The 22301-nt window shown below is 55.7% G+C and carries 24 protein-coding genes; 16 read left to right on the top strand and 8 right to left on the bottom strand.

The genetic code is table 11. From position 1 onward, the window contains the following. Positions 1-18: 18 nt before the first annotated feature. From olsF to ampH, 3 genes are all read right to left on the bottom strand, one after another. Positions 19-1737 carry a bifunctional ornithine lipid synthase OlsF gene (gene olsF, locus AC007G_RS04035; RefSeq protein ID WP_132467215.1) on the bottom strand — a complete coding sequence of 573 codons (1719 nt, stop codon included), beginning with the start codon at positions 1735-1737 and terminating at the stop codon, positions 19-21. Between the two features lie 173 nt (positions 1738-1910). Continuing rightward, positions 1911-2885, bottom strand: coding sequence for a porphobilinogen synthase (gene hemB / locus AC007G_RS04030; RefSeq protein WP_004858446.1), 975 nt, complete (start codon positions 2883-2885; stop codon positions 1911-1913). A gap of 115 nt (positions 2886-3000) precedes the next feature. After that, positions 3001-4158, bottom strand: a complete 1158-nt coding sequence (ampH, locus tag AC007G_RS04025) for a D-alanyl-D-alanine-carboxypeptidase/endopeptidase AmpH (RefSeq protein WP_032689302.1) — start codon at positions 4156-4158, stop codon at positions 3001-3003. A gap of 221 nt (positions 4159-4379) precedes the next feature. On the opposite strand from ampH, the gene AC007G_RS04020 reads away from it, so the two are divergent. From AC007G_RS04020 to AC007G_RS04010, 3 genes are all read left to right on the top strand, one after another. Then, positions 4380-4892 (top strand): isochorismatase family protein, encoded by a 513-nt coding sequence (locus AC007G_RS04020; protein WP_479466548.1) that lies wholly within the window; start codon positions 4380-4382, stop codon positions 4890-4892. 119 nt (positions 4893-5011) lie between these two features. Continuing rightward, positions 5012-6232 carry a peptide antibiotic transporter SbmA gene (gene sbmA / locus AC007G_RS04015; protein WP_032689300.1) on the top strand — a complete coding sequence of 407 codons (1221 nt, stop codon included), beginning with the start codon at positions 5012-5014 and terminating at the stop codon, positions 6230-6232. Between the two features lie 37 nt (positions 6233-6269). Further along, complete coding sequence (locus AC007G_RS04010; protein ID WP_032689299.1) at positions 6270-7400, top strand: DUF1615 domain-containing protein; 1131 nt, start codon at positions 6270-6272, stop codon at positions 7398-7400. On the opposite strand, the gene AC007G_RS04005 is transcribed toward AC007G_RS04010, so the two are convergent. Continuing rightward, positions 7397-7699 carry a DUF2755 family protein gene (locus AC007G_RS04005; RefSeq protein WP_032696570.1) on the bottom strand — a complete coding sequence of 101 codons (303 nt, stop codon included), beginning with the start codon at positions 7697-7699 and terminating at the stop codon, positions 7397-7399. The two genes, AC007G_RS04010 and AC007G_RS04005, sit on opposite strands and share 4 nt — an antisense overlap. Before the next feature lie 252 nt (positions 7700-7951). Here AC007G_RS04005 and AC007G_RS04000 point away from each other — a divergent pair, with 252 nt between their 5' ends. Further along, a complete protein-coding gene (locus AC007G_RS04000; RefSeq protein ID WP_004858472.1) occupies positions 7952-8161 on the top strand; it encodes a DUF2754 family protein in 210 nt (69 codons plus the stop codon). A 102-nt stretch (positions 8162-8263) separates the two neighbouring features. Here the strand turns inward: AC007G_RS04000 and ddlA are convergent, their stop codons facing one another. Beyond that, on the bottom strand, positions 8264-9361 hold the full coding sequence (ddlA, locus tag AC007G_RS03995; RefSeq protein WP_032689298.1) for a D-alanine--D-alanine ligase: 1098 nt from the start codon (positions 9359-9361) through the stop codon (positions 8264-8266). A gap of 303 nt (positions 9362-9664) precedes the next feature. Between ddlA and AC007G_RS03990 the strand changes: the two genes are divergently transcribed. The 7 genes from AC007G_RS03990 to psiF all read left to right on the top strand — a co-directional run bounded on the left by AC007G_RS03990 (position 9665) and on the right by psiF (position 16680). Next, positions 9665-10864, top strand: coding sequence for a multidrug efflux MFS transporter (locus AC007G_RS03990; RefSeq protein WP_004858477.1), 1200 nt, complete (start codon positions 9665-9667; stop codon positions 10862-10864). A gap of 179 nt (positions 10865-11043) precedes the next feature. Beyond that, positions 11044-11808, top strand: coding sequence for a gluconate 5-dehydrogenase (idnO, locus tag AC007G_RS03985; RefSeq protein WP_032689296.1), 765 nt, complete (start codon positions 11044-11046; stop codon positions 11806-11808). 104 nt (positions 11809-11912) lie between these two features. Beyond that, a complete protein-coding gene (locus AC007G_RS03980; protein WP_142630478.1) occupies positions 11913-13202 on the top strand; it encodes an MFS transporter in 1290 nt (429 codons plus the stop codon). 65 nt (positions 13203-13267) lie between these two features. Continuing rightward, on the top strand, positions 13268-14260 hold the full coding sequence (gene idnR / locus AC007G_RS03975) for a DNA-binding transcriptional regulator IdnR (protein WP_032689294.1): 993 nt from the start codon (positions 13268-13270) through the stop codon (positions 14258-14260). Between the two features lie 229 nt (positions 14261-14489). Beyond that, a complete protein-coding gene (gene iraP / locus AC007G_RS03970; RefSeq protein WP_004858488.1) occupies positions 14490-14750 on the top strand; it encodes an anti-adapter protein IraP in 261 nt (86 codons plus the stop codon). 87 nt (positions 14751-14837) lie between these two features. After that, positions 14838-16268, top strand: a complete 1431-nt coding sequence (gene phoA / locus AC007G_RS03965) for an alkaline phosphatase (protein ID WP_032689323.1) — start codon at positions 14838-14840, stop codon at positions 16266-16268. A 91-nt stretch (positions 16269-16359) separates the two neighbouring features. Further along, a complete protein-coding gene (psiF, locus tag AC007G_RS03960) occupies positions 16360-16680 on the top strand; it encodes a phosphate starvation-inducible protein PsiF (protein WP_032689293.1) in 321 nt (106 codons plus the stop codon). A gap of 75 nt (positions 16681-16755) precedes the next feature. On the opposite strand, the gene proC is transcribed toward psiF, so the two are convergent. Continuing rightward, entirely contained in the window at positions 16756-17565 is an 810-nt protein-coding gene (gene proC, locus AC007G_RS03955; protein ID WP_032689292.1) for a pyrroline-5-carboxylate reductase, read from the bottom strand. A gap of 116 nt (positions 17566-17681) precedes the next feature. Between proC and AC007G_RS03950 the strand changes: the two genes are divergently transcribed. Further along, positions 17682-18140 (top strand): YaiI/YqxD family protein, encoded by a 459-nt coding sequence (locus AC007G_RS03950; RefSeq protein ID WP_032689291.1) that lies wholly within the window; start codon positions 17682-17684, stop codon positions 18138-18140. On the opposite strand, the gene AC007G_RS03945 is transcribed toward AC007G_RS03950, so the two are convergent. Next, positions 18137-18838 (bottom strand): DUF2076 domain-containing protein, encoded by a 702-nt coding sequence (locus AC007G_RS03945; RefSeq protein ID WP_142630476.1) that lies wholly within the window; start codon positions 18836-18838, stop codon positions 18137-18139. The two genes, AC007G_RS03950 and AC007G_RS03945, sit on opposite strands and share 4 nt — an antisense overlap. A 334-nt stretch (positions 18839-19172) precedes the next feature. On the opposite strand from AC007G_RS03945, the gene aroL reads away from it, so the two are divergent. The 4 genes from aroL to ppnP all read left to right on the top strand — a co-directional run bounded on the left by aroL (position 19173) and on the right by ppnP (position 21320). Then, on the top strand, positions 19173-19730 hold the full coding sequence (gene aroL, locus AC007G_RS03940; protein ID WP_032689289.1) for a shikimate kinase AroL: 558 nt from the start codon (positions 19173-19175) through the stop codon (positions 19728-19730). Positions 19731-19827: 97 nt separating this feature from the next. Beyond that, positions 19828-20019 carry a YaiA family protein gene (locus tag AC007G_RS03935; RefSeq protein WP_004858514.1) on the top strand — a complete coding sequence of 64 codons (192 nt, stop codon included), beginning with the start codon at positions 19828-19830 and terminating at the stop codon, positions 20017-20019. 251 nt (positions 20020-20270) lie between these two features. Then, positions 20271-20948 carry an AroM family protein gene (locus AC007G_RS03930; protein WP_142630474.1) on the top strand — a complete coding sequence of 226 codons (678 nt, stop codon included), beginning with the start codon at positions 20271-20273 and terminating at the stop codon, positions 20946-20948. Between the two features lie 87 nt (positions 20949-21035). Next, positions 21036-21320, top strand: coding sequence for a pyrimidine/purine nucleoside phosphorylase (ppnP, locus tag AC007G_RS03925; protein ID WP_002890284.1), 285 nt, complete (start codon positions 21036-21038; stop codon positions 21318-21320). Positions 21321-21385: 65 nt separating this feature from the next. On the opposite strand, the gene rdgC is transcribed toward ppnP, so the two are convergent. After that, a complete protein-coding gene (gene rdgC, locus AC007G_RS03920; protein WP_032689287.1) occupies positions 21386-22297 on the bottom strand; it encodes a recombination-associated protein RdgC in 912 nt (303 codons plus the stop codon). Between the last annotated feature and the right edge of the window lie 4 nt (positions 22298-22301).

The following is a 22301-nucleotide window of genomic DNA, read 5'->3' as shown; positions in this document are numbered from 1 at the left end:
GCAAGCCGGGAAAGGCTTTTATGCCGATTTTTGCGCGTCCAGATGTACCCCAATATAGCGCTGATAGCGGTTGGCCTTCAGATAGGTCAAATCCACCAGCACCAGACCATCCACGCAGTTGTTGAAATCCGGGTCGCTGCCGAAATCGATAAACTGCACGCCGCCCGGCTCGCAGACTTCCGAGTACTGCTTATACAGCGGCGGGATCGCGCAGCCGAGGTTGCCGAGCAGGGATTTCAACCGCGCCAGGTCGTCGTTGTAATCTTCCCCGCCAAACTGCGCCAGCACATCCGGCAGTGAGGCAGGATACGGGCGACGGGATTCCGCCAGCGGATGCGTCGCCGGGAACCACAGACGGTAGAATGCCACCAACAGATCGCGAGCCGCGGGCGGCAGGCCACCGGAAATGGAGACCGGGCCGAACAGATAGCGATAGTGCGGGTAGCGCGCCAGCCAGGCCCCGATGCCGCACCACAGATAATCCAGCCCGCGACGCCCCCAGTAGCGCGGCTGAATAAAGCTCCGACCCAGTTCAATCCCGTGGGTGAGGATATCCTCCATCCGCGCATCGTAGTGAAACAGGCTGTAGCTATAGATCCCTTCCAGGCCGCGTTTTTCCAGCTGCATGGCGGTAGGCATAAAGCGATAGGCACCGACGATTTCCAGGTCCTCTTCGTCCCACAGAATCAGGTGCAGGTAATCGTCATCATAGCCGTCGACATCGCGGCGTTTGCCGCTGCCTTCGCCGACCGCGCGAAAGGCAATCTCGCGCAGGCGACCCAGCTCGCGCAGCAGCGGCGCATCTTCCTTGCCGCCGCGCTGCCACAGATAGATGACTTTGCCATCTGCCGTGCGCCCAAGGCACTCCGCCTGGCTGAGTTCGCGCTTAAGCAGGGCGCGATCCTCGGGACGCGCAATTGCGCTTTCCGTTTTAAACACCCCCGGCATCCCTTTGCCCAGTCGCTCAACGTGGCGATAGACGCGATCCGCCAGTTCGCGCGTAGACGTTTGCGCGCTGTACCACGAGGACCAGGCAATTTGTTGGCCGATAGCGATCGGCAGGCTGCTGTTACGCCGGCGGAACATTTGCTGCATCAGCAGCAGCAGAGGAAGATTGTCGGAGAGCAGAGTGCTGGCGTAAAACAGCGCGCTGTTGTGCGCCCGGATCCATACCGGGAGCAGCGGGGCGCGGTACCTGGTTGCCAGTTTGATAAAGCCAGAGTGCCATTTTTTATCGCGGATCCCCCGGCGCGTCAGGCGCGAGACTTCTCCCGCCGGGAAAAAGATCAGTACGCCGCCGTTCTGCAACTGGTGATCCATCTGTTGCAGCGCAGTTTTGGCGGTACGGCCGTTGATATTATCAACGGGAATAAACAGCGAGCTCAGCGGTTCAAGATGGGTTAACAGGCGGTTAGTCACCACTTTGACATCGCGGCGCACGCGGGAAACGGCATAGAGTAGCGCAAGGCCGTCAAGCGTGCCGGTGGGGTGGTTAGCGACGATCACCAGCGGACCGTGTTCAGGGATTTGTTCCAGATCGTGCGCCGGAATTGCGCAGCGGATATTGAGATGTTCAAGCACCTGTTCGACCGTATCAAGCCCTTTCAGGTGGCGATGGCGAGCGGCAAATTGTTGAAACTCCTCCTCATGGAGTAATTTTTTGAGTAGTTTTTTTTGCCAGGGGGCAGGCCTCGCCTGAGGCCACAGGTCGTCGAGTACATTGTCGAGACTAAACATAGCGCTTCCTCCTCCGTCCTGCCCAGACAGTAGAAGGTGCAGATGTCGCTCAGATTACAGTTGAGTGAAGATTTGGGACTGGCGCAAGTCCATTGCCCCGGGCTGCGGCTGGCGGCTGGCCCGGGTTACCGGAGCCCCGGTAAGCGTAGCGCCACCGGGGGAATGACTGGGAATTAACGCAGGATTTTCTTTTCAGCCAGATCGAGGGCGAAGTAGCTGAAGATCAGATCGGCACCGGCGCGCTTAATGGCGCCCAGGCTTTCCAGCACCACTTTTTCTTCGTCGATAGCGCCGGCCTGAGCGGCAAATTTGATCATCGCGTATTCGCCGCTCACCTGGTAGGCGCCGAGGGGCAGATCGCTGCGCTCGCGGATATCGCGCAGAATATCAAGATAGGCACCGGCCGGTTTGACCATCAGGCAATCTGCGCCCTGGGCTTCATCCAGCAAGGATTCGCGAATGGCTTCACGGCGGTTCATCGGGCTCATCTGATAGGTTTTACGATCGCCTTTCAGCGCGGTACCGGCCGCTTCGCGGAACGGGCCATAGAATGAAGAGGCAAACTTGGTGGAGTAGGACATGATGGCCGTCCGGGTAAAACCGGCGGCGTCCAGCGCCTGGCGAATCGCCTGCACCTGACCATCCATTGCCGCAGAGGGGGCAATAAAATCGGCGCCTGCCGCAGCGGCAACCACCGCCTGTTTGCCAAGGTTCACCAGGGTAGCGTCGTTGTCGACGCCGTGATCGCATAATACGCCGCAGTGGCCGTGTGAGGTGTATTCACAGAAGCAGGTATCGGACATGACAATCATCTCCGGTACGGCATCCTTACTGATGCGTGACATACGCGCCACCAGGCCGTTCTCATTCCAGGCATCGCTGCCGGTCGCGTCGGTGTGGTGCGAAATACCGAAGGTCATCACCGAGCGGATACCGGCGTTGGCGATACGCTCGATTTCCCGCGCCAGGTATTTTTCTGGAATGCGCATCACGCCAGGCATGGCCTCGATGGCTTTGTAATCGTCGATTTCTTCTTCAACAAAGATCGGCAACACCAGGTCGTTCAAACTCAGTGTTGTCTCTTCAAACATGGCGCGCAGCGCAGCGGATTGACGCAAACGGCGGGGGCGAGTGATTAAATCTGTCATGGTTTGCCTGATTTTGTGAAATGAAAACAACAAGTCTAACCGAAATTCCGGTGAGATGTTTCGCCAAAGGAAGCATTATGCCCACGTTACCCTGGAACCCATACCGTGATGACGATCAGGACTCCGGGATTGACGCCGGCTGTCCGCCGCTGAGTTCGCTGACCAGATCGTTAATACCGTTGCTCATATTACTAAAGCGGGTCAGCGATGAACGGGTGACCACCACAAAAGCGCCGATATTGGCCTGCGGGTTCATGGCCATATAGGTAATGAATCCGCCGCCGCCGCCGGTCTTTTGAATAATCCCCGGTTGGCCATTTTTCGGCTTCATATAGACCCAACCAAGACCCAGGGCGTCAGCTTTGCCCGGTACATCCATACCGATAACCCGTGTTAGCTGGCTACGTTGATAAATCAACGTCTGCATACGGTCAGCCTGCTGCCCGCGGGTGTAGAAATCGGAGGAAAGGAACTGCTGCATCCAGCGCATCATATCGCCCGGCGTCGAGTAGACGCCGCCGCTGCCGATCGCTGCCAGCGTATTGTTGCACGGGCTGGCGCCTTTCTCGGCGACCATCAGACGGCGGCACTGATCCGGTGAGGGTGTAAAGGTGGTGTCTTTCATACCCAGCGGCCGGGTGATTTGCTCTTCAAATAGCTGCGGATAGGGTTTCCCGGCAGCCGTAGAGAGGGCGTCTGCCAGCAGATCAAACGCGAGGTTGGAGTAGGCGGCCTGCGACCCCGGGGCTGCTTTCAGCGATGCTGTCGACAACCACGACCAGCGATCCTGGCGTGTTGGCCAGACGAAGACCGGACGATGCGGCGCACCACCGGGCTGTTCGCGCGGCAGCGCGCTGGTATGGGTCGCCAGGTTGACCAACGTAATCGGCGTGCCTTGATACGTCGGCACCCGGGCACCCGGCGGCGCGTATTTACTGAGCGGGTCGTTGAGCTTCACGACGCCCTGATCGAGCATTTTTACCAGCATCTCGCTGGTCATCAGTTTACTCAGCGAAGCAATGCGGATAACCGAATCCAGCTGCGGATGCTCATTGTTGCCCGGACGCGTTTCGCCAAAGCTGCGAAACACGCGCTGGTTGCCATCAATAACAACCAGCGCCATGCCGGTGGCACCGCTACCGTAATAGATATGGTTGGCGTAACGATCGACTACATTGGCGGCAAATTCCGGGTCAACGATCGGTTGAGCTGCCTGGACCGATGTCCATGACGCCGCACACAGCGCAGCAAAAATAAGCAGACTACGTTTCAACTGGGGTATCCATAATGATAAGAGGAGATATAGGGCATATTTATACTACGAAGCGCGGCTGAACGAAGTGGAATAACGACAATATTTAGCAGAAAAACGTAACCGTGCGTAAAAAGGACTTTTTTATGCTTTCGGATATCCGCTTTCCCCGGTGGGCGCGTATGATGAGCGTTTGATGTATCGGGTGACGAGAGAGAAATATGGCGGCTCAACGAGTGGTGATGGTAGTAGATATGCAAAATAGCGTCTTTGCGACGCCGCGTATTGAGCGCGAACGCTGCGTCGCGCATATTAACCGTCTGATTCGCGCCGCGGATCGCGTGATTTTTATTCAGCATGCCGAGGACGGCGGTCTGGAAGAAGGGAACGAAGGCTTTGCGCTGCTGGCGGAGCTGGAACCCCCCGCAGACGCCCTCTATGTCACGAAAACCGCCTGCGATGCGTTCTATAAAACATGTCTTGAGCAGGTACTGAGCGAGCAGCAAATCCACCAGTTCGTGATTTGCGGCTGCGCGACCGATTACTGTGTCGATACCACCATCAAAAATGGCGCCAGCCGCGGCTATGCCATCACCGTGGCTGAGGATGCGCACACCACGGCGAACCGTCCGGCTGCGCAGGCCGTAACGCTGATTGACCACTACAACGATGTCTGGCGTACGCTAACCGTACCCGGAAATCCTGTCCGCGTGAAATCCGTAGAAACAATTCTGGCCGAATGGCAGACGAACTAAGCTGCTGATATTTGGTCTCATCATCCGACCGCCCTCCCCAGGCTGCTACAGTGATGCGGCGGGCGTCTTCGTGGTACACAGCATAGCCAGAACGATAAAGAAGTTAGCAGGAGTAGATGATGTTTAAATCTTTTTTCCCCAAACCGGGGCCGTTTTTTCTTTCTGCCTTTGTCTGGTCGCTGCTTGCAGTGATCTTTTGGCAGGCGGGCGGTGGCGACTGGCTGCTGCGTTTAACCGGGGCATCACAAAATGTTGCCATCAGCGCTGCGCGATTCTGGTCGCTGAACTATCTGGTGTTTTATGCCTACTACGTTTTCTGCGTGGGCGTTTTTGCGCTGTTTTGGTTTACCTACAGCCCGCACCGCTGGCAATACTGGTCAATTCTCGGCACCTCTTTGATCATCTTCGTCACCTGGTTTCTGGTTGAAGTTGGGGTGGCGATCAACGCCTGGTATGCGCCGTTCTACGATCTGATCCAGACCGCGTTGGCCACGCCGCATAAAGTCAGTATTAACCAGTTCTATCAGGAAATTGGCGTGTTCCTTGGCATTGCGGTGATCGCGGTGATTATTGGCGTGATGAACAACTTCTTCGTCAGCCACTACGTTTTCCGCTGGCGTACGGCGATGAACGAACACTATATGGCCCACTGGCATCACCTGCGCCACATCGAAGGTGCCGCTCAGCGTGTGCAGGAAGATACCATGCGCTTTGCCTCCACCCTTGAGGATATGGGCGTGAGTTTTATCAACGCCGTCATGACGCTGATTGCCTTCCTGCCGGTGCTGGTTACGTTGTCTGAACACGTGCCGGATCTGCCGATTGTGGGCCATCTGCCGTATGGCCTGGTGATTGCAGCGGTGGTGTGGTCCCTGATGGGGACCGGTTTGCTGGCGGTCGTGGGGATCAAACTGCCGGGGCTGGAATTTAAAAACCAGCGCGTGGAAGCGGCATATCGTAAAGAGCTGGTGTATGGCGAAGATGATGAATCCCGCGCCACGCCGCCAACGGTGCGCGAGCTGTTTAGCGCCGTTCGTCGCAACTATTTCCGCCTCTATTTCCACTACATGTATTTCAACATCGCCCGCATTCTTTATCTGCAGGTGGATAACGTTTTCGGTTTGTTCCTGCTGTTTCCGTCGATCGTTGCCGGTACGATTACGCTGGGCCTGATGACGCAGATTACCAACGTGTTCGGCCAGGTACGCGGCTCGTTCCAGTATCTGATTAGCTCGTGGACGACGCTGGTGGAACTGATGTCCATCTACAAACGTCTGCGTAGTTTTGAACGCGAACTTGATGGTAAAGAGCTGCAGCCCGTTACCCAGACGCTAAACTGATTACCGATCCCTACCCATAGCAGAGGCAGACTGAAGGATGATACAGAGACAAGGAAAGTGCAGGGCAGCCGCGGTACCACGTCGAGTTTCCTGCGCCCTGACGCTGCTGGCTGGGGGGGTTCTGAGCGCCTGTACCAGCAACACGGCGCCGGTACTGAAAGAGGGCGAAAAGCCCGTTGACGTTGCCGCCGTGGTCAGGCAAAAAATGCCCGCCAGCGTGAAGGACAGGGACGAATGGGCGCAGGCGATTGCCAAAACCTTCGAAAGTCAGAAGCTGGCGCCGACGGAAGAGAACGTCTGTTCGGTGCTGGCGGTCGCGCAGCAGGAGTCCAACTATCAATCCGATCCGGTGGTGCCGGGGCTGAGCAAAATCGCCTGGCAAGAGATAGACCGCCGGGCCGAGAAGATGCATATCCCGGTTTTCCTTGTGCATACGGCGCTGAAAATTCCGTCACCCAACGGCAAAAGCTACAGCGAGCGGCTGGACAACGTGAAAACGGAAAAGCAGCTTAGCGCCGTGTTTGACGATTTTATCGGCATGGTGCCTATGGGGCAGAAGTTATTCGGTTCACTCAACCCGGTGCATACCGGTGGCCCGATGCAGGTGAGTATTGCTTTTGCCGAACAGCATACCGATGGCTATCCGTGGAAAATCAACGGCACCGTGCGCCAGGAAGTGTTCAGCCTGCGCGGCGGCCTGTGGTTTGGTACCTGGCACCTGCTCAACTATCCGGCGAACTACAGCGTGCCGCTGTACCGTTTTGCTGACTTTAACGCTGGCTGGTACGCCAGCCGCAATGCTGCGTTTCAGAATGCCGTCAGTAAAGCGAGCGGCGTGAAGCTGGCGCTGGACGGTGATTTAATTCGTTATGATAGCGATGATGCAGGGACGACGGAGCTGGCGGTACGCCGTTTAGCCGGGAAGCTGGCGATGAGCGATGATGACATCCACCGACAGTTGAAAAAAGGCGACAGCCTGGCGTTTGAAAAAACCGAACTGTACCAGCAGGTTTTCCGTCTGGCGGATAAGAAAGCAGGCAAAGCGCTGCCGCGAGAGATACTGCCGGGGATTCAGCTTGAGAGCCCTAAAATTACGCGCAATCTGACCACAGCCTGGTTTGCGAAACGCGTTGATGAGCGGCGGGCCAGCTGTATGGCGCGCCGCTAGCGATTATCGCTCCAGCGCAGGATAAGCCCCAGCGTTCCGATCAACAGGCCGCCGAACAGGAAGGGGATCAGACCAAACAGGGTCCCCACCGCCAGCCCAATCTTAATTCGCGGCGAGCTGTTGTCCTGGATTTGCATCAGGTGCTCGAAAACGCCGGGGGCATGTACCAGCATACTTAACATCTGCGCGCCGGCCCAGAAACAGAACAGCACAAACAGGGCATAGGCAATATTGCTGCGGGTGATGGCGCTTCTTTTTTTAGCGGCAATAAGTGATTTTGAAAAGGCGAACTCAGCCATCTTACCCTCCGAACTTGACTGACCTGCTGGTTTTGCATCGCGGCATAGCGATTATTCTGGCAGCGGGAAGGGTTTCTCAGTATCAGATTGCTGGTAATTTACGACCAGGAATATTCCTGTTTTCTGTCCGGCGCGGGGGCGGATCATTGTGCAGAACTTAGAGCGATATCCCAATGTGTGATAATTCTTCCCGGGGCTACAGACCGCGGATTCCGGCTGTGCGAAGATGCTTTTTTTGTTGTCGGAGGGGCTATGAAACTCACTGAAAAAATCCGCCGTGACTGGCATTACTACGCGTTTGCGCTGGGATTAATTTTTATTCTGAACGGCGTGGTGGGGCTGCTGGGCTTTGAAACGCAAGGCTGGCAATCCTATGCCGTCGGGCTGGTGACCTGGGTGATTAGCTTCTGGATTGCCGGAAAGATTATCCGCCGCCGTCAGACCGGGGTGGAGGAAGCCTAGGCCGCACGCGTTCTCCGTGGCGGGAAGATGGGCCGGGCTTGAGGCGCTGCGCCTCAGATAGCCCGGGTAAGGCGCCACGCGCCGTCACCCGGGGAAAGAGCATCAGTTCATGGATGTCTTCAGCGCGCGGTCTGCCGCATGGCGCTCCAGCGCCAGTTCAATCAGGCGGCTGATCAGGCTGGTGTAGTCCAGGCCGCTGGCCTGCCACAGCTTCGGATACATACTGATGTTGGTAAAACCTGGCAGCGTATTGATTTCGTTAATGATAACCTCATTGTCTTCCGTCAGGAAAACATCAACGCGCGCCATGCCGCTGCAGCCCAGCGTCTGGTAGGCCTGAATGGCAACATCGCGGATTTTATCGTTGATATCACTGGCAATGGCCGCAGGAACCACCACTTTCGCCCCCTGATCGTCGATGTACTTGGTATCGTAGGCGTAGAATTCGCTGTTCAGGACGATTTCGCCGCAGGTACTGGCCTGAGGATGATCGTTCCCCAGCACCGCACACTCAATTTCCCGTCCTTTAATCCCTTGTTCCACCACCACTTTATGATCGAATTCAAAGGCCAGCGCGACCGCCTGCTGGTACTGCTCTTCGGTGTTGACTTTGCTGACGCCTACCGAAGACCCCTGGTTGGCCGGTTTGACAAACAGCGGCAGGCCGAGTTTGTCTTTTACCTGCGTAAAGCTGAACTGCTGGCGATTGGCGCGGGTCAGGGTGATGAACGGGGCAATCGCCAGTCCGGCATCACGCAGCAGGCGCTTGGTGACGTCTTTGTCCATGCAGGCGGCGGACCCGAGGACGTCGGAGCCGACGAAGGGCAGGTTAGCCATGCGCAGCATCCCCTGCAGCGAGCCGTCTTCCCCGAGGGTACCGTGGACAATCGGGAAAATCACATCGATGGCGGCCAGCGGTTGGCCGCTGTCGGCGTCGATCAGCTGCTGCGCGTCACGGCCGGGAATTTGCGCCAGCGTGACGTCGGAAGGACGCAGGGCAATACGGGCAGGATCCTGCGGGTTTAACAGATAGTTTCCGGCATCGTTGATATGCCAGAGTCCCTGTTTATCAATGCCGAGCAGAACGACATCAAAGCGTGTTTTATCAATTGCTTCAACGATATTTTTCGCCGATTGCAGCGACACTTCATGTTCTGCCGACTTACCGCCAAAAACGATCCCAACCCTCATCTTAGCCATTTCAACTTCCATCCTGATGACAACAAAGCACATAACATAGCATGTGCAATGCGCGCATGGCTGCCAGAATGTTGCTCCCGGAAAGCGGCAGGCTAAAAGCTGTTCGATTGCCATCCAGTGCACCCTGCAGGTCAGCAGAACGCGCTGAAGGGGCGGCGGTTGGTCCTGATAATCTTCGATAAAAAATTTAATCGAGCGATAAAACACTAAACTCGGGCTCAGCGCATCTCTGGTAATACGTCGATGAGTGGAAATTGCTAAGCTAGGTAATAATTCACAAAAAATTAATGAATACGTGTAGTTATGGAATCCTGGAAGGTCAATCTCATCTCCGTCTGGTTTGGTTGCTTTTTCACCGGCCTGGCGATCAGTCAAATTCTGCCTTTTTTGCCGCTTTATGTTTCCCAGCTCGGCGTGACGTCTCACGAGGCTTTATCGATGTGGTCGGGGCTGACGTTCAGCGTCACCTTCCTGGTGTCGGCTATTGTCTCCCCCATGTGGGGCAGTCTGGCCGATCGGAAAGGGCGCAAGCTGATGCTGCTGCGCGCCTCCCTGGGTATGGCGATTGCCATTCTGCTTCAGGCCTTCGCCACCAACGTCTGGCAGCTGTTTATCCTGCGTGCGGTGATGGGGTTGACCTCAGGCTATATTCCGAACGCGATGGCGCTGGTGGCCTCTCAGGTGCCACGGGAACGCAGCGGCTGGGCGCTCAGTACGCTATCGACGGCGCAAATCAGCGGAGTTATCGGCGGGCCGCTGCTGGGCGGCTTTCTGGCCGACCATGTTGGGCTGCGGGCGGTCTTTTTTATCACCGCGATTCTGCTGACGGTCAGTTTTCTCGTCACGCTATTTCTCATTAAAGAGGGTGTCCGGCCGCAGACCAGCAAGGCCGATCGCTTAAGCGGCAGGGAAGTGCTGGCGTCGCTACCTTATCCGGGACTGGTGATTAGCCTGTTTTTCACAACCCTGGTCATTCAACTGTGCAATGGCTCTATTGGTCCGATACTGGCGTTGTTTATCAAGTCAATGGCGCCGGACAGCAACAATATCGCCTTTCTCGCCGGGATGATTGCCGCCGTGCCCGGGGTTTCCGCGCTGATCTCCGCGCCGCGTTTAGGCAAACTTGGCGATCGCATCGGAACCTCGCGCATCTTGCTGGCCACCTTGTGCTGCGCGGTGGTAATGTTTTTCGCCATGTCGTTCGTCACCACCCCGCTGCAGCTGGGCGTCTTGCGTTTCCTGCTGGGCTTTGCCGATGGCGCAATGCTGCCGGCGGTACAGACTCTGCTGCTCAAATACAGCAGCGATAAGGTGACCGGACGTATTTTCGGTTATAACCAGTCGTTTATGTACCTGGGAAATGTGGTCGGGCCGCTGATCGGCGCTTCGGTATCGGCAATGGCCGGTTTTCGCTGGGTCTTTATTGCCACCGCCGTTATCGTGCTGATTAACCTTTGGCAGCTGGCCGTGATGCTGCAACGCAGTCGCCGTACCGCCGCCTAGTGCCTGTCTCCCGGCATTTACGCCTGCGCGTAAATGCCGCGTTCAGATCTCTCCCTTCCGCCCATCGCCGGCAAATGTCGCACTGATCACAAATTGATCATTTCTCTTCTTTTCCCTCTTTAAAATACAACTGTTACGCGTATACAGTTACGCATAACAGCACATGAAAAAGAGTTTTTATGAAAAATTTATTTGATTTATCCGGCAAGCGCGCGCTGATCACCGGCTCCGCCAGAGGTATTGGCTATCTGCTGGCGGAAGGCCTGGCGGAGTATGGGGCCGAGATTATTATCAATGACCGCACGCAGCAGAAAGCGGATGCCGCGGCACAGGCGCTGCGTGCGCAGGGCTATCGTGCGACGGGCGTGGCTTTTGATGTCACCCGCAGCGCCGAGGTTGAGCAGGCCGTTGCGCGGATTGAGGCGCAGATCGGGGCGATTGATATTTTGATTAACAACGCCGGGATCCAGCGTCGTTATCCCTTCACCGAATTTCCTGAGGATGAGTGGGACCAGGTTATTGAGGTTAACCAGAAAGGAGTTTTCCTTGTTTCTCAGCAGGTGGCTAAATTTATGATGAGGCGCCGTTCCGGGAAAATAATTAATATTTGTTCAATGCAGAGTGAATTAGGTCGTAAGACTATTACACCGTATGCCGCATCAAAAGGGGCGGTCAAAATGCTGACGCGTGGAATGTGTGTCGAGCTGGCCGAATATAATATTCAGGTTAATGGTATTGCGCCGGGTTATTTTGCCACAGAAATGACCGCGGCATTAGTTAACGATCGGGATTTTTCTGCTTGGCTCTATCAAAGAACCCCCGCCGCGCGCTGGGGAAAACCGGAAGAATTAATTGGCGCCGCGGTCTATCTGGCCTCCCCGGCGGCTAATTTTGTGAATGGACATCTGTTGTTTGTTGATGGCGGGATGCTTGCCGCCGTGTGAGTCGTGCGTCGCCTTTTAGCGGCCGCACTCCGGCCGCCAGAAAGCTGATGAAGATATAAAATAATGAACCCCGTTTGATTATGCACTTTATCTGAGGATGGCATATGCAAATGCTCACGAAATTACCAGCGCGTCGCTGGTGGTATTTAATGCCGGTAATTTTTATTACCTATAGTCTGGCGTATCTCGATCGTGCGAATTATGGTTTCGCCGCCGCTGCCGGTATTGAAAGTGATTTAGGAATTACCAAAGGAACGGCATCGCTTATTGGTGCTCTCTTCTTCCTGGGCTATTTCTTTTTCCAGGTTCCCGGTGCCATGTACGCCGTAAAACGCAGCGTGCGAAAAATGATTTTCTTCAGCCTGGTATTATGGGGCTTTTGCGCGGCGGCCACCGGGTTTGTCAGCAATATTCCGATGTTAATGGTTATTCGCTTTACGCTCGGGATCGTCGAGGCGGCGGTGATGCCGGCGATGCTGATTTATATCAGCAACTGGTTTACCAAAACCGAGCGTTCACGCGCCAATACCTTCCTGATTCTTGGCAACCCGGTGACGGTATTGTGGATGTCGATTGTCTCCGGCTACCTGATTCAGTCCTGGGGCTGGCGGGAAATGTTTATTATCGAAGGCATTCCGGCGGTGCTATGGGCTATCTGCTGGTGGATTCTGGTGCGAGATAAACCGTCGGAGGTCTCCTGGCTGAATGCGCAGGAGAAACAGGTTCTGCAACAGGCGATGGATAGCGAACAGAGCCATATCAAACCGGTGCGCAACTATGGCGAGGCGCTGCGTTCACGCAACGTGATCATGCTGTGCGCTGTCCATGCGCTGTGGAGTATCGGGGTTTATGGTTTCATGATGTGGATGCCGTCGATTCTGAAAAATGCCGCGCAGATGGATATCGTCGCCGTCGGCTGGCTGGCGGCGGTTCCCTATCTGGCGGCGATTTGTCTGATGCTGACGGTCTCCTGGCTGTCGGATAAATTCCAGAATCGTAAACTGTTCATCTGGCCGCTGTTGCTGATTGCCGCCGTGGCGTTCTTCGGTTCCTGGATGATCGGCAATCAGTCTTTCTGGTTCTCCTACGGGCTGCTGGTTCTCGCCGCCGCCTGCATGTATGCGCCATATGGCCCCTTCTTCGCGCTGATCCCGGAGCTGCTGCCGCGCAACGTATCGGGGGTGTCGATGGGGTTAATTAATAGCTTCGGCGCGCTCGGTGCTTTCCTTGGCGCCTGGCTGGTGGGCTACCTCAATGGCATCATGGGCGGGCCTGGCGCGTCGTACACCTTTATGGCCATCGCGCTGCTGGCATCGGTGGTGCTGATGTACAACGTGCGGGCCAACGACGATCGAACTTCTGCGCTGATGACGACAAAAAAGCTTGCGGGTTAACAGAATCGAAGCGGCTGTGGTAAGGTTCTCTGCGAGCATATGAGTCGTTTGTCGCAGAGAACCCGATGAAAAACAACCGGATGACATTACAGGATATCGCGAACCTGGCCGGACTTAATAAAATGACGGTCAGCCGTTATTTACGAGACCCGGGCCAGGTATCGCAGCGTAGCCGTGAATTGATCGCTAAGGTCATGGAAGAGAACAACTATATTCCTAACCGGGCGCCGGAAATCCTGCTCAATGCTCGCAGTAAAACCATCGGCGTGCTGATTCCCTCCTTTCGCAACCAGATATTCGCCGATGTGCTCGCCGGCATTGAATCCGTCACTTCCGCCCACCAGTATCAGACCCTGATCGCCAATTACGGCTACGATCCGCAGCGTGAAGAGCGCGAAGTGCTCAATTTGCTCTCCTACAATATCGATGGGCTGATTCTCACCGGTAAGCAGCACACTGACCGCATGATCCAGTATGTCCGCGCCAGCGGCATCCCGGTAGCGGAGCTGATGGACATCGGCGGGCAGCCGCTCGATATCCAGGTGGGGTTTGATAACGAGAAAGCCGGCTGGGATATGGCTCATGCGTTTCTCGAAAGCGGCAAACGAAAAATCGCCTTTTTTGGTTCGATGGACGATCCCCGCGATCTGAGTCGTTTCCGTGGGACTGAACAGGCGGTGGCGGCCTGTGGCCTGAAGGCGTATCACATCACGCCGCGTACCATCTCCTCGGTGGCGCTGGGCCGTCAGATGTTCCTGCAAATGCAGCAATCGCACCCGGATATTGACGCGATTTTTTGTACCAATGACGATCTGGCGGTCGGCGTGCTGCTGGAGTGTCAGGCGCAGGGGATTGCGGTGCCGCAGGAGATAGCGATTGCTGGCTTCCACGGGCTGGAAATTGGTCGCGCGCGGCTGCAAAAAATCGCCAGCGTCATTACTCCTCGTTATGACATCGGTAAAACGGCGAGTGAAATCCTGATTGCCCGTCTGGCGGGGAAAGACGCGCCAGATAGCGTGAATTTGGCCTATCAGATATATTATGGCGATACGTTATAATTATTACCGGAATAGCAATATTCTTTTTTATTATTATCTATTGAATTTAGTTATGAAAAGTATTGTTCTCGCCTTGAGTTTATTCCTGGTGGCGATCGTCGAATGAGCAAAACGTTTCGCTTATTATATTGCGAGACAAACAATCATTTTTAAAAAATAATACTGGTATCCGAAGGCGAATGTATGACATAACTAGCAAATAATGGAACCCGCATAAGGATACAGTGCTGTGAAGAATCTCATTGCTGAACTACTGGTAAACCTGGCGCAAAAGGAGGAAGAAGCAAAGGAACTGACGGTGCAGGTTGAGGCGCTGGAAGTTGTCGTGACGGCGCTGCTTCGCCATATGGCGCAGGATGCGCAGCAGGCATTAATTAACGATATTGAGCACGCTATTGAGCAGGCAAGCCCCGGTCCGCTGGTGGACGATCGCGATGCTCAGCTGTTGCAGCAATATATAAAAAAGCTGTTGCGGCATCCGCGTAGTTAGTTCTTTTGACAGGACATGGATGCTGTCATTTTACTGTCATCTCGCTTTTATAAAGTCTCCCTCGTTTTGTTTTTTAAGTATTTTTACATGGAGACGACAAAAGTGAAATTAAATGCCCTCGTTATTGCCCTGTTACCTCTGCTGGGCTCCCCGGTTATTCATGCAGAAACTACGGCTGCCCCGGTTCTGGAAAATCGTGCCGCTCAGGGTGATATCACGACGCCCGGCGGCGCGCGCCGTTTAAGCGGCGATCAAACTGCCGCGCTGCAGGCCTCGTTAATCAACAAACCCGCAAAAAATATTATTTTGCTGATTGGCGACGGGATGGGCGATTCTGAAATTACGGCGGCGCGCAATTATGCCGAAGGCGCCGGCGGTTTCTTTAAGGGTATTGATGCGCTGCCGCTGACCGGTCAGTACACGCATTATTCTCTGGATAAGAAAACCGGCAAACCGGATTACGTCACCGATTCCGCCGCGTCCGCTACCGCCTGGACAACCGGCGTAAAAAGCTACAACGGCGCGCTGGGGGTCGATATTCATGAAAAAGATCATCAGACTATCCTCGAGCTGGCGAAAGCCGCAGGGTTTGCCACTGGCAACGTCTCCACGGCAGAACTGCAGGATGCCACGCCTGCGGCGCTGGTTGCACACGTGACTTCGCGTAAATGCTACGGCCCGAGCGTCACCAGCGAAAAATGTCCCGGCAACGCGCTGGAAAAGGGCGGTAAAGGCTCAATTACCGAGCAGCTGCTGAATGCCCGCGCGGACGTGACCTTAGGCGGCGGGGCAAAAACGTTCGCCGAAACCGCGACGGCCGGCGAATGGCAGGGCAAAACGCTGCATGAACAGGCCATTGCCCGCGGCTACCAGATTGTCACCGATGCCAGCTCGCTGGCCGCAGTCAGCGAAGCTAACCAGGGCAAACCGCTGCTGGGCCTTTTCGCCGACGGCAACATGCCGGTGCGTTGGGAAGGGCCGAAAGCCTCTTACCACGGGAATATTGATAAGCCGGCGATAACCTGCACTCCGAACAGCAAACGTGACGCTTCCGTTCCGACGCTGGCGCAGATGACCGAGAAAGCGATCGGTCTTCTGAGCAGCAACGAGAAAGGATTCTTCCTGCAGGTTGAGGGCGCCTCTATCGATAAACAGGATCATGCGGCGAACCCGTGCGGTCAGATTGGCGAAACCGTCGACCTTGATGAAGCGGTACAAAAAGCGCTGGAGTTTGCCAAAAAAGAGGGTAACACGCTGGTCGTTGTCACCGCTGACCACGCGCACTCCAGCCAGATTATTCCGGCCGATTCCAAAGCTCCGGGCCTGACTCAGGCGCTGACGACCAAAGACGGCTCGGTGATGGTCATGAGCTACGGCAACTCGGAAGAGGAGTCGATGGAACATACCGGCACGCAGCTGCGCATTGCCGCCTACGGTCCGCATGCCGCAAACGTGGTGGGGTTAACCGATCAGACCGATCTGTTCTACACCATGAAAGCCGCGCTGGGTCTGAAATAAGCCGCTGCCGATGGCGAATTGTGGTCATCGGCTGGTTTTTTTCCCATCAGCGACCAGACTTACAGAGATTGACTGACAAAAGGATGGTGTGATGAAAATAACATTGTTGGTAACCCTGCTTTTTGGTCTTATCTTTGTGACGGCGGTGAATGCCGCGGAAAAAACGCCCACGCCCCAGCAGCAAAAAATGACGACCTGCAACAAAGAGGCCTCGTCGAAAACGCTGAAAGGGGACGAGCGTAAAGCGTTTATGAGTCAGTGCCTCAAGAAAGATGCGCCGGCGCCGGAAAGTAAGGGGCTGACGCCTCAGCAGCAAAAAATGCGCGAGTGCAACGCTCAGGCGACTCAGCAGTCTCTGAAAGGGGACGATCGTAATAAGTTTATGAGCGCCTGCCTGAAGAAACAGGGATAAGCGTGCCTCTGTCGAAGCAGACGGCGTAAAAACGGGTGAGGAGACTCCTCACCCGATATCAACATGAGGCGGGGATCAGGAGCGGCTGAGCTTCTCTGATTTTTCCATGCATTTGACCATGGCCTCGATGACCGCAGAGCGGAACCCTTTCTCTTCCAGTACCCGCACGGCTTCGATGGTGGTGCCGCCTGGCGAGCAGACCATATCTTTCAGCGTCCCCGGATGTTCCCCGCTTTCCAGCACCATCTTTGCCGACCCCATCACCGCCTGAGCGGCAAATTTGTAGGCCTGAGCGCGTGGCATACCGCCGAGAACGGCAGCGTCCGCCATCGCTTCAATAAACATGAAGACGTAGGCCGGCGCGGAACCGCTCACGCCCACCACCGGGTGGATCATCGGCTCAGCGATAATTTCAGCCTGGCCGAAGCAGCGGAAAATCGTCAGCGTTTCGGCGACCTCTTCGCTGGTCACCAGCGCGTTAGGCGTCACTGAGGTCATCCCGGCGTTAACCAGCGACGGGGTGTTCGGCATCGCGCGGACGATCTTGCGATCGTGGCCCAGCGCCCGTGCCAGCTGATCGAGGGTGACGCCAGCGGCAATTGAGATAACCAGCGAGTCTTTATTCAGGCTGGAGGCGACTTCGCTGAGCACTTTAATCATGATCCCCGGCTTGACCGCGCCGAAAATGATATCGGCGACCTGAGCGACTTCCTGTGCGCTCTGCGCGGCATTGATGCCGTACTGGTCGTGCAGGGCCGCCACTTTGTCCGGCGACGGGGTGTAGACCCAAATTTGCCCAGGCTGCACCTGTCCGCTGGCGATCAGACCGCCCAGAATGGCCTTACCCATATTCCCGCAGCCGATAAAGCCAATTTTCTTCTCCATCACCGTTCCCCTTTGCTTATTTTGTCGTGAGTTCTCTAGCTTATCACTCCAGCGCTTCCCCGGGGGACAAAAGCAGGTGACAATGATGGCTCCCTTTTTCGTCGACAGGAGCCGGAATGGCTATTTGGGTTGATGCGGACGCGTGTCCGAACGTCATTAAAGAGATTTTATTCCGCGCCGCCGAGCGTACGCAGACCTCGCTGACGCTGGTTGCCAACCAGCCGCTGCGGGTGCCGCCATCGCGGGTGATCCGCACGCTGCGCGTGCCGCAGGGGTTTGATGTGGCCGATAACGAAATCGTCCGCCTCTGTGAACCGGGCGACCTGGTGATTACCGCCGATATTCCGCTGGCGGCGGAAGTTCTGGCCAAGGGCGCTGCAGCCTTAAATCCGCGCGGCGAGCGCTACAGCGATGCGACCATTCGCGAACGTCTGACGATGCGTGATTTTATGGAAACGATGCGGGCCAGCGGCGTACAAACCGGCGGCCCGGATAGTTTGTCGCAGCGCGATCGGCAACAATTCGCCGCCGCGCTGGAGAAGTGGCTGTCAGAGACAAAACGCCCGCAGGGTTAAACCCAGCTGTCGTCATCGCCGCCGAAATCGTCGTCGTTACCCATACCCGCGTCGAAGTCAGAGTTCCAGGTGTTGTTATCCGCGAGGAACTGATTATCGTCCTGACGGAACGGATCGTCCGCGGCGGACAGTTCCTGCGTCTGGTTAAGGTCAGGCTGCGGTTTTTCTTCAATAATATTGACGATTTCCTGCGGATGCGAGCCGCTGAACATATTGGTCAGCATGTTGCCCAGCACCACGCCGCCTGCCACACCTGCCGCCGTTTGTAACGCGCCGGCCATAAAGCCGCCGCCGCTGCGCGCCGCCTGCGGCGCATAGTTTTGCTGCGGCATTTGCGGCGCATACTGCGGTTGCGCGCTGGCCTGAGGGCGGCCATATTGTTCGGCCCCGGGAATGGGGTCGGAGCCGCGGCTCTGACCGCCGCCAAACAAGCCGGAGAGGAACCCGCCGCTGCTCGGTTTTGCCGCCTGTAGTTGCGTCACCTGGCTTTCCAGCGCCTTGATACGATCGTTGAGCTGCTTGATGGCGGCTTCCTGGATCAGTATCGTTTGCGCCATGTAATAGGGCGCGGCGGGCTGCTCTTTCATGTGTTGCGCAATCCGCTCCTCGGCGCTGGCATCGCGCGAAGCGCTCTGCGTCCCGGCCTCTTTCAGGCGGGAAAACAGTCCATCAATAAGGCGTTGTTCTTCAGATTGCATGGTACTTTCCTCTGTCATACTGGTCGTTTAGCGTCAGAGTGCGACTGAACGCGCCATGTTGTAAATATGTTGATGCGTAAAGCTATGCATAAATGTGTTACCGTTTACGCCAGCCAGCGGCTGAAAAATAACCTTTTTGAATAAGTAAATCTGGAATAACACTTAATGCAATGATAGGTTTACGCGATAAATCCTTTTGCCATCTGTGGTGAACAGGTTTTGTTAGAGCGATGTAACGTTTGTTTTACGATTATTGCCGGCGATTTTGCCGGTGCCATTGCTTACTCTTCGTATTCATTTTCCCGCGATATGCGGAACCAGGGGGTCTTCGGTAATGACATTGCCAATCTTTCTCATCGGGCCGCGCGGCTGCGGTAAAACGACAATCGGCCATGCGCTGGCGCGGGCGCGTCATTACCAGTTCACCGATACCGATCATGCGCTGCAGGAGCGCGAGCAGCGTACGGTCGCGACTATTGTTGAGCAGGAGGGCTGGGCGCGTTTTCGTGAGCTGGAATCAGAGGCGCTGAAAGCGGCCACGCGGCCGGAAACGGTGGTTGCGACCGGCGGCGGCATTATTCTGGCTGAAGTTAACCGCCAGTTCATGCGCGAAAACGGCGTGGTAATTTACCTGCAGGTGCCGGTTTCGGCGCTGATCGCCCGCCTTGAAGCGTATCCGAAAACCGAGCAGCGGCCGACGCTGACCGGCAAACCGGTACGCGATGAAGTCGGCGAAGTGCTGGCGCAGCGGGAAGCGCTGTATCGCGCAACCGCGCATCATATTATCGATGCCACCGCGACGCCGGATGACGTCGTCGGACAAATTCTGGCGACGTTGCAGAATGTCTCTGCGCCGCAAGAGGCTCAATGCGCCGAGACCGCAAGGGAGTAAGGGTAGCCGGCCGCGCGGCGAGTTAAGACTTTACTGACGGTAAACGACGCAGGGGCCCCTATACTTAATAGCTCTGATCGCCGAAGAAGGAAGAGCTATGCCAACCCAACCTCCATATCCGAGAGAAGCGCGTATCGTTGCCGTTGCGAAAGGGCCCGCAGGTCAGGGGGAGACCTGGTATCAGCTGCGTGCCGATTTCCCGACGCCCGATTCACTGATCAGTGAACACCCCACCGAGCAGGAAGCGCTGGACGCGAAACAGCGCTACGAAGACCCGGATAAATCATAATCTCGCCCGCCCGGAATTCTCTTTACGCAGAGTAATACCGGGCCTCCATCACATTTTTAATTCATCAGCCCTGCTGATGATTCCCTAAGGTACGGATTTTTCAGGCACGCGCCTGAGGTCACATCAATCTTTACATTCAACGGCGGCGGTAAGCTGCTACGCTTCTGGACGGTTGATTTTTAGTCAACAGGGGGGCGAAGTGGTGTGCAGTAAGCCTGTGCTGAAGCAGTGGTAGTGAAAAGGTACGTGATATGAGTACAACGATGGCAATTTTAACCGTTGGCGTGGTACCGGTGGCTGAAGTTTTGCCGCTTTTAACCGAACATATCAGGGAAGAGCAGATCACTCATATTAGCCTGTTAGGCAAAATGACGCGTGAAGACGTTATGGAAGATTATGCTGTTGATTCCGGCGATGAATGCCTGCTGACGTTATTGAATGACAACCAGCCGGCCGAGGTTTCGCGCCAGAAGGTCGAGCGTGATTTAAAGCATATTATCGCGATGCTCGACAGGCAAGAATATGATGTCATTCTGTTTTTGAGTTCCGAAATGCTCAGCGGCCTCACGGCGCGCAATGCCATTTTACTGGAGCCGCAGCGGATTATTCCGCCGCTGGTGGCGTCGATTGTTGACGGTCATCAGGTCGGGGTTATCGTTCCCGTTGAGGAGGTGCTGCCCATGCAGCGGCAAAAGTGGCTTGCGTTAGATAACGCGCCTTACTATGCGTTAGCCAACCCGATAAGCGGCAGCGATAGTGATTTATTGAGCGCCGGACGGGCGCTGCTGGAGCAGGGCGCCGATGTGCTGGTGCTGGACTGCCTGGGTTACCACCAGCATCATCGCGACGTATTGCAAAAAGCGCTGGATGTGCCGGTTCTGCTGTCAAATGTGCTGGTTTCCCGGTTGGCTGCAGAACTATTAGTTTAACATGGTCCGATAGATTAATTTTGCGTGACAGGGGCAAGGAGCGCCCCCTATATTGAGGCTTCAACAAAAGATCATAAGGGCTTGTTTATGCTTCAAAGCAATGAATACTTCGACGGAAAAGTGAAATCGATTGGCTTCACCAGCAGCAGCACCGGTCGCGCGAGCGTCGGGGTGATGGCAGAAGGGGAATATACCTTTGGTACCGCGCAGCCGGAAGAGATGACGGTGGTGAGCGGTGCGCTGAATGTTCTGCTGCCGGGGGAAACCGAGTGGAAAGTGTATGCCGCCGGTGAAGTGTTCAATGTCCCAGGCAACAGCGAGTTTCATCTGCAGGTGGCTGAGCCAACCTCTTATCTGTGCCGCTATCTGTGATTCATCGCCTTCCTGCTGCGGCAGGAAGGCATGTTGCCCGCTTTGTCGGGCGCACCCGGCGCTGATTAGCGCTGTGCTTCTCCGCCCAGAGCTTCCACCAGATTCTGAATCAATGCCGCCAGTTCGCCGGTCATCAGAATAAAGTCGGCGTCAAAACGCTGAGCGAAATCTTCCCGGTCAATATCTTCATTCTGGTCACGCAGTTCGTCGCAGAACTTCAGACGTTTGATTGAACCATCATCGCACATCAGGAACTGAATACGCTGCTGCCAGTCGAGCGCCAGTTTGGTGACGACTTTCCCGGCTTCAATATGCACGGCGATTTCATCGCTGACCAGATCCTGTTTCTTCGCCCGAATGACGCCGCCGTCTTCAAGCATGGCTTTCAGTTCGGCTTCATCCAGCAGCTGGAAACCTTGAGCAACGGTCCCGGAGCGGACCCATTCGGTCAACGTCAGCTCGATCGGGTTTTCCAGCGCCAGCGGAACGACCGGCAGAGAACCTAAGGTTTTACGCAGCAGCGCCAGCGTATCTTCCGCTTTCTTGGCGCTGGCGCAGTCGACCATGATCAGCCCGTTGACGGTGTCGATCCACATCATTGTCTGGCTGAAACGGCTGAAGGCGCGCGGCAGCAGCGAGTGCAGCACTTCGTCTTTCAGCGAATCTTTCTCGGTTTTTTTCAGCTTACGGCCCTGATCGGCTTCCAGCTTGAGGATCTTCGCCTCCAGCGCCTGTTTGATCACCGGTGACGGCAGGATCTTCTCTTCTTTGCGTGCGCAGATCACGATCTGGCCATTTGCGGTATGCGTCAGCGCATCGCTGTGCGAACCCATCGGCGATACCCAGCCGGTCTTCGCCATATCCTGGCTACCACAAGGGGTAAATGTCAGCCCGGCCAGCTGTTTTTCCATCTCCTCGGCACGCAATGAAATCTCGCGGCTGAGACGGTAAACCATTAAATTTTTGAACCACAGCATGATA

It is taken from the genome of Klebsiella sp. CSG-1 (assembly GCF_056521145.1).
The sequence above is the reverse complement of the archived record's forward strand: the minus strand, read 5'-3'. Positions and strand labels throughout refer to the sequence as shown.

Excerpts from the sequence above, each read along its gene's own strand:
- phoA (WP_032689323.1), top strand. The coding sequence starts at position 14,838 with ATGGAGACGACAAAAGTGAAATTAAATGCCCTCGTTATTGCCCTGTTA.
- sbmA (WP_032689300.1), top strand. The coding sequence starts at position 5,012 with ATGTTTAAATCTTTTTTCCCCAAACCGGGGCCGTTTTTTCTTTCTGCC.
- AC007G_RS03935 (WP_004858514.1), top strand. The coding sequence starts at position 19,828 with ATGCCAACCCAACCTCCATATCCGAGAGAAGCGCGTATCGTTGCCGTT.
- AC007G_RS03930 (WP_142630474.1), top strand. The coding sequence starts at position 20,271 with ATGAGTACAACGATGGCAATTTTAACCGTTGGCGTGGTACCGGTGGCT.
- idnO (WP_032689296.1), top strand. The coding sequence starts at position 11,044 with ATGAAAAATTTATTTGATTTATCCGGCAAGCGCGCGCTGATCACCGGC.
- ppnP (WP_002890284.1), top strand. The coding sequence starts at position 21,036 with ATGCTTCAAAGCAATGAATACTTCGACGGAAAAGTGAAATCGATTGGC.
- AC007G_RS04005 (WP_032696570.1), bottom strand. The coding sequence starts at position 7,699 with ATGGCTGAGTTCGCCTTTTCAAAATCACTTATTGCCGCTAAAAAAAGA.
- AC007G_RS04000 (WP_004858472.1), top strand. The coding sequence starts at position 7,952 with ATGAAACTCACTGAAAAAATCCGCCGTGACTGGCATTACTACGCGTTT.
- rdgC (WP_032689287.1), bottom strand. The coding sequence starts at position 22,297 with ATGCTGTGGTTCAAAAATTTAATGGTTTACCGTCTCAGCCGCGAGATT.
- hemB (WP_004858446.1), bottom strand. The coding sequence starts at position 2,885 with ATGACAGATTTAATCACTCGCCCCCGCCGTTTGCGTCAATCCGCTGCG.
- AC007G_RS03945 (WP_142630476.1), bottom strand. The coding sequence starts at position 18,838 with ATGCAATCTGAAGAACAACGCCTTATTGATGGACTGTTTTCCCGCCTG.
- AC007G_RS04020 (WP_479466548.1), top strand. The coding sequence starts at position 4,380 with ATGGTAGTAGATATGCAAAATAGCGTCTTTGCGACGCCGCGTATTGAG.
- idnR (WP_032689294.1), top strand. The coding sequence starts at position 13,268 with ATGAAAAACAACCGGATGACATTACAGGATATCGCGAACCTGGCCGGA.
- AC007G_RS03950 (WP_032689291.1), top strand. The coding sequence starts at position 17,682 with ATGGCTATTTGGGTTGATGCGGACGCGTGTCCGAACGTCATTAAAGAG.
- olsF (WP_132467215.1), bottom strand. The coding sequence starts at position 1,737 with ATGTTTAGTCTCGACAATGTACTCGACGACCTGTGGCCTCAGGCGAGG.
- proC (WP_032689292.1), bottom strand. The coding sequence starts at position 17,565 with ATGGAGAAGAAAATTGGCTTTATCGGCTGCGGGAATATGGGTAAGGCC.
- aroL (WP_032689289.1), top strand. The coding sequence starts at position 19,173 with ATGACATTGCCAATCTTTCTCATCGGGCCGCGCGGCTGCGGTAAAACG.
- psiF (WP_032689293.1), top strand. The coding sequence starts at position 16,360 with ATGAAAATAACATTGTTGGTAACCCTGCTTTTTGGTCTTATCTTTGTG.
- ddlA (WP_032689298.1), bottom strand. The coding sequence starts at position 9,361 with ATGGCTAAGATGAGGGTTGGGATCGTTTTTGGCGGTAAGTCGGCAGAA.
- AC007G_RS03980 (WP_142630478.1), top strand. The coding sequence starts at position 11,913 with ATGCAAATGCTCACGAAATTACCAGCGCGTCGCTGGTGGTATTTAATG.
- AC007G_RS04010 (WP_032689299.1), top strand. The coding sequence starts at position 6,270 with ATGATACAGAGACAAGGAAAGTGCAGGGCAGCCGCGGTACCACGTCGA.
- AC007G_RS03990 (WP_004858477.1), top strand. The coding sequence starts at position 9,665 with ATGGAATCCTGGAAGGTCAATCTCATCTCCGTCTGGTTTGGTTGCTTT.